General features: G+C 39.7%; 8 protein-coding genes and 1 pseudogene. 6 read left to right on the top strand and 3 right to left on the bottom strand.

The window, feature by feature from the left end:
* Positions 1 to 417, bottom strand: a 417-nt coding sequence (locus O9332_RS20390; RefSeq protein WP_288027143.1) for an RNA-guided endonuclease InsQ/TnpB family protein, incomplete at its 3' end; no start/stop codon positions are given.
* A 50-nt stretch (positions 418 to 467) separates the two neighbouring features.
* Here O9332_RS20390 and tnpA point away from each other — a divergent pair.
* The 3 genes from tnpA to O9332_RS20375 are packed head-to-tail and all read left to right on the top strand — an operon-like array spanning position 468 to position 1,311.
* Complete coding sequence (tnpA, locus tag O9332_RS20385; RefSeq protein WP_043999173.1) at positions 468 to 869, top strand: IS200/IS605 family transposase; 402 nt, start codon at positions 468 to 470, stop codon at positions 867 to 869.
* Between the two features lie 21 nt (positions 870 to 890).
* The gene (locus O9332_RS20380; protein ID WP_071825063.1) at positions 891 to 1,193 is read left to right on the top strand and encodes a BrnT family toxin; all 303 of its coding nucleotides are present in this window, start codon (positions 891 to 893) and stop codon (positions 1,191 to 1,193) included.
* The gene (locus tag O9332_RS20375; RefSeq protein ID WP_002760489.1) at positions 1,114 to 1,311 is read left to right on the top strand and encodes a hypothetical protein; all 198 of its coding nucleotides are present in this window, start codon (positions 1,114 to 1,116) and stop codon (positions 1,309 to 1,311) included. Before O9332_RS20380 ends, O9332_RS20375 begins: the two co-directional genes overlap by 80 nt.
* Before the next feature lie 78 nt (positions 1,312 to 1,389).
* On the opposite strand, the gene gyrB is transcribed toward O9332_RS20375, so the two are convergent.
* The gene (gene gyrB / locus O9332_RS20370; protein ID WP_002781027.1) at positions 1,390 to 3,312 is read right to left on the bottom strand and encodes a DNA topoisomerase (ATP-hydrolyzing) subunit B; all 1,923 of its coding nucleotides are present in this window, start codon (positions 3,310 to 3,312) and stop codon (positions 1,390 to 1,392) included.
* 262 nt (positions 3,313 to 3,574) lie between these two features.
* Here gyrB and bioD point away from each other — a divergent pair, with 262 nt between their 5' ends.
* Positions 3,575 to 4,249 (top strand): dethiobiotin synthase, encoded by a 675-nt coding sequence (gene bioD, locus O9332_RS20365; RefSeq protein ID WP_002763308.1) that lies wholly within the window; start codon positions 3,575 to 3,577, stop codon positions 4,247 to 4,249.
* Between the two features lie 249 nt (positions 4,250 to 4,498).
* Here the strand turns inward: bioD and O9332_RS20360 are convergent, their stop codons facing one another.
* Positions 4,499 to 8,296 carry a type IIG restriction enzyme/methyltransferase gene (locus O9332_RS20360; RefSeq protein ID WP_288027139.1) on the bottom strand — a complete coding sequence of 1,266 codons (3,798 nt, stop codon included), beginning with the start codon at positions 8,294 to 8,296 and terminating at the stop codon, positions 4,499 to 4,501.
* An 83-nt stretch (positions 8,297 to 8,379) separates the two neighbouring features.
* Between O9332_RS20360 and O9332_RS28485 the strand changes: the two are divergent.
* Positions 8,380 to 8,563, top strand: a pseudogene (locus tag O9332_RS28485) (IS110 family transposase); the annotation flags it as partial.
* Positions 8,564 to 8,655: 92 nt separating this feature from the next.
* Positions 8,656 to 8,702, top strand: a 47-nt coding sequence (locus tag O9332_RS28165) for a helix-turn-helix domain-containing protein (protein ID WP_353737710.1), incomplete at its 3' end; no start/stop codon positions are given.

Raw genomic sequence — 8,702 nt, 5'->3', positions numbered from 1 at the left:
ATCACCGATTTTCGCTAAAGTAACGCAGTGTTGGTTAACGGTAAAACCATTATCGGTAAATCTTGCTAATTGTTTAGATTTACGCTTCTTAAATTTAGGAGGTTTGACTTTCTTTCCTTTTCTTTCTCCCTTGCAAGATGCAAAAAAGTTAGAATAGGCTGTCTCTAAGTCTCTCAAAGACTGCTGTAAAGGGATAGAAGAAACCTCGGTTAACCACTGTTTTTCTTCTGTTTTTTTGACTTGAGTTAGTCTTTTAGATAACTCGGTATATTTTGGCTTTTTCTCCCCTTGTCGATAGAGTTCTTGACAGTAAGCTAAGGTATCGTTCCAGACAACACGCACACACCCAAACAACTGAGACAAAAGCCTCTTTTGTTGGTCTGTTGGGTAAATACGGTATTGATACCTCGCTTTCATTGGGTTAAGATGTGTGTGTCTGTACTCTATTCTAACTAGGTCTGTTAATAATGTCAAGTCAGTTGCGAAGAGAAAGAAACTCTGTTTCCGATTTAAAGATACACTTGGTCTGTGTGACAAAATACAGAAGAAAGGTTTTTACTGGTAAAAGTCTGACTTTGGTTGAAAAATCTTTTAGGGAAGTTGCGGAAAAGATGAATTTTCAGATATTGGAATTTAACGGGGAGTCCGATCATGTCCACGCATTGATTGAATATCCACCGAAATTATCTATTTCCGTGATGGTCAATTCTTTAAAGGGAGTCTCTAGTCGCAGGCATGGACAAGCTGGTTATCCTAAACCGTACGGGAAAGACGCTCTTTGGTCGCCCAGTTATTTCGTCTCTTCTGTAGGAGGTGCGCCACTGGAAGTTCTTAAGTCTTATATCAAAGATCAGGAAAAGCCGTCGTAAAACGACGGGGTTTTAACCCAAATTTTCGATAAGCGTCAGGCTAATATAGAAAAACACGGCATAGATTTCGCCGACCTGGAAGCGATTTTTAGCGGGCCGATAATCGAGCGCGTGGATAACCGTCAGAATTACGGCGAAATTCGAGTGATTCTAGTGGCTACAATCGATAATATCGTTTTGGTGGTGGTTTATACATGGCGTGGCTCGGTTCGTCGAATAATTAGTGCTAGGAGGGCTAACAACCGTGAACGAAGAACATATTACCAGAGTCACCCGCGAACAGTGGGCGAAGTTGAAAGACAAAACAGACTGGAAGAAAGTTAAAGGGATGAGCGAGGCGGAAATTGCCAAAAACGCCCTAGAAGACCCCGATAATCCACCGCTGCCGGCTGATTTTTTCGATGAAGTCGTGGAATGCACCCCAGTTTCCTTGAATCCCTAACCCTCCGATTAGTAACTGGATTTGGGGATTTTATCGGGGGCTGTATTAGCCTAGACTAACACAGCCCAAAGTTACCGTTTAAATGTCCAAATCCGTAAGATTTAAACGTGATCCGTGGGTTTCGATAAATTCTCGCCGGGGGGCAACTCGATCGCCCATAAGAATGGTAAATAATTCCTCTGCTTTGGCTGCGTCTTCGATTTCCACCCGTTTTAAAGTGCGAGTTTCGGGATTCATGGTAGTATCCCAAAGTTGTTGGGGCATCATTTCTCCTAACCCTTTAAAACGTTGGATCGTGTAGTTAGCATTGGAGGGAAATTCCGCTATCTTTTGCTGTAATTCTCGATCGCTATAGCAGTAGGAATGATTTTTACCGCGTTCCAATTTATAGAGAGGAGGACAGGCGATATATACATAACCTTGGTCAATTAAATTCTTCTGATAACGATAGAAGAAAGTTAACAACAAAGTTCGGATGTGTGCGCCATCCACATCAGCATCAGTCATTAAAACAATGCGATGATAGCGCAATTGTGAGGGGTCGAAATCTTCTCCTTTAATTCCTAAACCGAGGGCTGTAATCAAGGATTGAATTTCCGTATTTTTGTAGATTTTGGCATCATCGGTTTTTTCGATATTGAGGATTTTTCCCCGCAGAGGTAGAATCGCTTGAAAACGACGATCGCGCCCCTGTTTGGCACTTCCGCCGGCGCTGTCACCTTCGACGATGTAAATTTCTGACCTTTCTGGGTCTCTTTCGCTACAATCAGCCAATTTACCTGGTAAAGGTGAGGATTCCAAGACCGATTTCCGTCGTACTAAGTCCCGGGCCCGACGGGCCGCTTCCGCCGCCTTGTACGCTTGTACTGCTTTTTCGATAATCGTGTCGGCCACTTGGGGATTTTGTTCTAGGTATTCGTTGAGAGTTTCCCCCACCAGCGAATCGACAATACCCCGGACTTCAGTGTTACCCAATTTGGTCTTGGTTTGTCCCTCAAATTCCGGTTCGGGGACTTTTACGGAAATAACGGCGGTTAAACCCTCGCGGACGTTTTCCCCCGCTAGATTAGGCTCGTTTTCTTTAATTTTATTGCGTTTACGAGCAACATTATTTAAAGTACGAGTCAGAACTGCCTTTAATCCTTCTAGATGGGTTCCCCCGTCAATGGTGCGGATATTATTAGCAAAACCGAGAATATTGTCGCTATAGGCATCTATACACCACTGAAACGCCACTTCGATATTAATTCCGTTCTTTTCCCCCGATACATAGATAATATCTTTGTGCAGGGTTTCTTTTTCCCGACACATATAGGCGACGTATTCTTTAATACCCCCCTCATAACAATAGGTTTCGATGTGGGGTTCTTCGGGACGGTAATCGCTAAAGGTGATTTTAACACCGGCATTTAAGTAGGCTAGTTCTCGTAAACGTCCGGAGAGGGTACTGTAATCAAATTCGATCCCTTGGCTAAAAATTTCGGTGTCTGGCAGGAAATTAACCCTAGTTCCCGTTTTTTCCTCTTGACTGGGACTGCTGACCAATTCTGTGACGGGGATACCTCTTTCGTAGCGTTGGGTATGTACTTTATGATCGCGCCAGACGGTGACATCGACCCATGCAGAAAGGGCATTAACGACGGAAATCCCGACTCCGTGTAACCCTCCCGACACTTTATAACCACCACTGCCAAATTTACCGCCGGCATGAAGTATAGTGAGAACGGTTTCGAGGGCAGATTTACCCGTGGTCGGGTGAACATCGGTGGGAATACCCCGGCCATCGTCGGTGACGCTGACGGAACCATCGGCCTTGATATCCACTTCGATATGAGTACAGTAACCCGCTAGGGCCTCATCGATCGAGTTGTCCACCACTTCATAGACTAAATGATGTAGTCCCCGCGGCCCGGTCGTACCGATATACATCCCCGGCCGCTTCCTGACTGGTTCTAACCCTTCGAGAACTTGTATCTGTTCCGCGCCGTAGTTACTTGTCATAAAATTTCCCTGAAAAGGCTGTGATCCCTGATTGAACCTAAATGAATGGCAAAATCTTCAAAAATTGTAGCACATAAGGGTTAAAGACTGCTTAAATGCCTTTAGGGAGAATTTTTTATTGGGGTTGGGGTGTGGGAGGTGGGGAAGTGGGGAAGTGGGGAAGTGGGGTGTGGGGTGTGGGGTGTGGGGTGATGGGGAAGAGGGGAGATAAGATAATAAATATTGGTGATTTCACCTGATCTTGACTGAGCCTGGAAGTTTTATGAATAGTCTTTTGATTGCGGCTACGGATACCGATGCGGGTAAAACCGTTGTCACCACTGCTTTAGTGGCTTATTGGCAAAAATACTATCCATCCAAGGCCTTGGGGCTGATGAAATTAATGCAAACGGGTCAAGGCGATCGAGAATGGTATGAGGGTTTATTTCAGGGTCAATTAGAAATGATCACACCGCTGCAATATCAAGCACCCTTAGCGCCTCCTGTGGCTGCTGATTTGGAAGGTCGAGATATTCCTTTGGGGACGGTGTGGCAAGCTCTGCTAAACCTACAAAAAAGCCAAGATTTGGTTTTAATTGAGGGTTTGGGGGGTTTAGGTTGTCCTGTCACTCACGAGCTAACTTTGGCGGATTTAGCTGCTCAATGGCGGTTAAAAACCCTTTTGGTGGTGCCGGTGAAATTGGGGGCGATTTCCCAAACGGTGGCTAATATTGCCCTAGCAGAGCAGAAAAAGGTCAATTTGGGCGGAATTATCCTTAATTGTCTCGAACCGCGCACGGAGACGGAGATAGAGCAGTTAACACCGATCGATTTAATTCAATCCTTGACTAATTGTCCGGTTTTAGGTGTTTTTCCCTTTATCGAAGATCGTCGGGATTTGGATAAATTGGCCTCGGTGGTAGCTAGTTGGCCAGAAATTAAGCTGTCAAGCATTTAAATTGCTTGTTGAGACGAGGCAAAAGGCACAAGGCAAAAGGCAAAGCTGATTCCCAGCATCTTTCAATTTGACAACAACCATTGTAGGGCTAATTCATGAATTAGCCCTACAGGACATCGGGGGGGTAAGGGTAGGGTTAATTCATAGTAGGGTTGATTCATAGTAGGGTTGATTCATTGTAGGGTTGATTCATTGTAGGGTTAATTCATGAATTAGCCCTACAGGACATCGGGGGGGTAAGGGAATAAATTAGGGTAAGTCCAGATATTCTTGTTCTGTTAGGGCAAATTCTGGATCAATGATTTTTACTTCATTATAGGTGAGTTGATAGAGTTTGTAAACTAAGTGATCAATCTGCTTTTCTAATTCGCTTGTGTCAGCGTTAGGATCGTCTTTTTTAGCTGTGAGAATTTTGTCAACTAATAACTTAATTTTTATTTGATATTTGTGATCTACAATTTTAATAGGAATCGGCGAAATAAATTGTTTATTCGCTTCAAAAAAACCATTGTCTTTTGGCTTGCCAACTAATTTAAAATAAAAATTTGCAACTTTAGAGTTTAAAATACCCAATAAATATTTTATATCTACTTCATCTTCATTGATAGGTTTAATTCCATTAACTCGAACGTTATTTAAGAAAAAATCTCCTTTTTCATCAAGAAAACATTGTAAATCAGAGACAGTTTGAGCAACTCCTATTTTAGAGTAATGTTGCTTATCAATATTTTGGTTCCTTCCAAATTGATACCAATAATCATCATTATTAAATTTATTGTTTTCTCGACTTCTCAAAATAGCTTCATTATCTTTTAAATATCTAAAAGCTTTTGGATAATTATTTTTCAATAAATTAATGTCAAGCAAAGCAAAATTACCACTCGCTTCATAAGGATGAAGCAAATATTTATTTGTATTTGGAATTTTATACCGTTTAGCATCTGTTCCTGAAATTAGTGGTTTCATAATAGCGTCTTCAATTTCAACTTCTTTATCTAGTATTTTGGAAAAATATATTCCTTGCGAAATTTTTTGTAAATGATAAATATTGTCTGCACTTGTTTGAATCCCAACAAAAATTTGCGCTATTTCACCTAAAGGTTTTGAATTTAACTCAAGCTTTTCTTTGATTAACAAAATATGTTCTTTTCCCAAACTCCAATTATTTTCATTTAAGCTAGAAAAATAAATTTCCGAAAATCCTTCAGTCTCAAAGTTATCAGCTTCTGTTTTTAAATATCTAAAAAAAGGTCTAGGTCTTTTACTAAATTGTTGACAAGCAGTATAAATAGTTGCATCAATAAAAACTTGGGTAGAGCCAAAATCTAAAAATCTTAATAAATAATGAGATTTAATCATTAAGCTTCTTAGTGGTTTTCCGTACTCGTTATAAATCCAAAGAGAAGGCATTATAAAATCAACTATACCGTGCGAATTTAACAAGCTTAATGATTTTTCAACGAAAGGAAGATAAATATCAAAGTTACCTTTTTTTGCTGTTTGATAATTTTTAGAATAATAATCACAAACTAAAGAATTAGATTTTTTTAAATCTTGTATTGAAATATAGGGAGGATTCCCAATCACCACATCAAACCCGACAAAATCCCCGTCATCATTCAACACTTCAGGAAACTCAAACCGCCATTCTAAAGCATTATTATACAGCTTACCGCTTTCAATATCTGCAATTTCAGCAGTTAGCTTATCAATCTCATTATTTAACTTAGTTACTTTTTTCTCCCGCGCTTTTTGCTCCGTCTTAGTCTGCTCAAACAATAAACCCTGATTTTCCAGATTATAAAGTTCCCCTTGTAATTGACGTAACTTCACCTTCTTAGGATCACTAATTAATAAATTAGCACTAAACCCAGCCTTAATCTTAGCAATCAGCGTTTCCATCTCCCGCTTTTGTTCCTTATTTTCCGCATTGCGATAAGTCTGGACTGCATTGCGATATTGCTCAATACTAAACTTCTGCTTCTGTAAAACCTGTTTAACATCCACATCCAAAGCAAAGCGACTAATCAAAGAATTACCACACTTGATATTAATATCAATATTTGGCAAAGTTTCTAAATTGCCATCCTCGCGATAATAAGCATTCTTTAAAAGCTCAATCCATAACCGCAACTGACAAATAGTCACGGAATTAGGGTTAATATCCACCCCAAATAAACACCCCTCGATAATCGTCTGTTTCTCATGAAATAAGGCTTGCTGTACCCGTTGCTTTTCTTGATTATTCGGATGATAAGCAAATAAATTCCCCTCATCATCGTAAACCAATAACTTATCGTTTCGCACCTCTACCCGATAATCTTTTAGCGACTTACCCGAAGTATCTAATAAAACCCGTAACTCACTCTTAATCGCGATTATCTCATTCAAAGCTGAAACCAAAAAATGTCCTGAACCCACGGCTGGATCGCAAATCTTCAGGCTATTAATAATAGTATTCGCTTCTCTTTTATCCTCAATTCGTTCATATAAATTATCCAAACTTTGACAATTCCAGCCTTTTACTTCATTAAACTTCTGCACAATCGCTCTTCGTATCGTTTCCCGACACATATACATGGTAATAAAACTCGGCGTATAAAAAGAACCGTCCTTATAACCATTAATCTTTTCAAAAATTAACCCCAACACCGAAGCATTAATTAACTTTTCGCTATCTTCTTGAGGATTTTCTAACTCATCTCGATCGAATTTATAAGCATCCAAAAACTCAAACAAATAAGCCAACGTATTTAACTCACCTACTCGCTTATTACCCTGATTATCTTTTAGCACCGTACCTGCAAAAATGGGTAAAGTTCGCTCCCGCAAATTGCCAATAAAAATCGTTTGCTGTTCCGTCTCCGTTGGTTCAAATAGCGAACTATTTAAATAAGGTACATGAGCAAAAGTCGTTTTAACCTTAGCCTCGCGCTTATTTGTCTCCCTAGCTAACACATCAAAAAACAAACTATCGAGATCATCATAACTGGGAACTTTCGCCAAATTGAGAAAGGCAAAATCTCGATCGCCTTGATGATATTTAATTAATTGCGCTTCCAATAATTTGAGAAACAAAACCCGATTAATCCAATTAATTGATAACCGCAACGCCACATTAAAAAGCCGTTCCTCATCCGTAGTTCCAAACTCTTCAGGATTTTTTAATTGTGCAATTTTATCCAAACTATCCAACCGACTAATCGCATTTTCAATCAGGGAACCATCACAGCGATCGCCTTCTTTCATTCGTCCGATTAACTTCTTCCCTTTACCCTTAATTTCCGTCAAACCAATAATATACAAAAGCTCATTATAAAAAGGCTTATTTAAAGTATTGCTATCATTAACAAAAGGTAACTTAAGTAAATGTTCTGGCGCAAGAATCTTGTAAATATCAAGCAGGTCTAAATTTTCCAGATCTCGCAGATCAAAATGAGTAAACTTAATTTGCTCAATAACTTTAGTGATCGCTGGTTCGGCAATTTGTTGATAGAAAAAATCCGTTTTTGTACTACTCAGTCTCCCTGCTTCAAAATCGCAAAACTGGTTAACTAGAGCCTTATTAGCAAAAAACAACTCCTCAAAAATCTTCGCATCGAAAATAAACCACTCATAAATATTTGTTACGATCAAGTGTTTAATCTCAAGATTTTTATCCGTCACCCTTTCGCGGAGAAAATATAAAACTAACTGCTGAAAAGCCTTGGTATTGAGATTATCCAGTCTTGGCATTTCTGCATTTATTGTCTGAGTAGGCTTCTTAGTCTCAAAAATGACCCCCACTGGACTTTTAACATCCTGGTTATTATGAATCACCAGATCAATGCGCTCTTTTGTATTGATAAAATAGCGATCAGCATAATAGGTATTTTTTAAAAAATCTATCAGCAAATTTTTATTAAACTCTTCCGACTTTTTGCTGTCACATTGATCCAACAAGCGCACCAAATTAGCTCGAAAAACCTGAATTGTTTCAGCATCAGGCTTGATTTTTAAGTACACCCGATTTAAGGCTTGCTTGAGTTCTCGCTTATTGACAATCATAAAAGTTTACCTCTAGGGAAACTACCGACTAATTTTATTATAAGTAGGGAGGCACAATTATTTGTAGGATGGGTTAGCGGTAGGACTTAATTAGTCGTCGCCGGCAACTTGTCGAGATGCGGACTGCCGAAAAGAACCGACGGGAACGCGCTCGCGGTAAAGCTCGATATCGAAGCCCATCTTGAGTATCTCGATAACTGCCTTGAAAAACTCAATCAAGAAATTGAGGAATTGACCCAAGCTAACCAACAATGGCCCGAGAAAGTCATCGAAAATTTGGGTCTGAAACCCCGTCGTTCTACGACGGCTTTACTGTTAAATATTAGCACATTTACGAAATATATGCTAAAATGTGAGACATGGAAAAAGCCTATTCGTTTCGATTTTACCCCACACCAACACAAGA

Origin of the sequence: Microcystis sp. LE19-10.1B (assembly GCF_027530565.1) — a bacterium.
Lineage (GTDB): Bacteria > Cyanobacteriota > Cyanobacteriia > Cyanobacteriales > Microcystaceae > Microcystis > Microcystis aeruginosa.
Note: the sequence above shows the minus strand (reverse complement) of the source record. Positions and strands in the feature narration are given on the sequence as shown.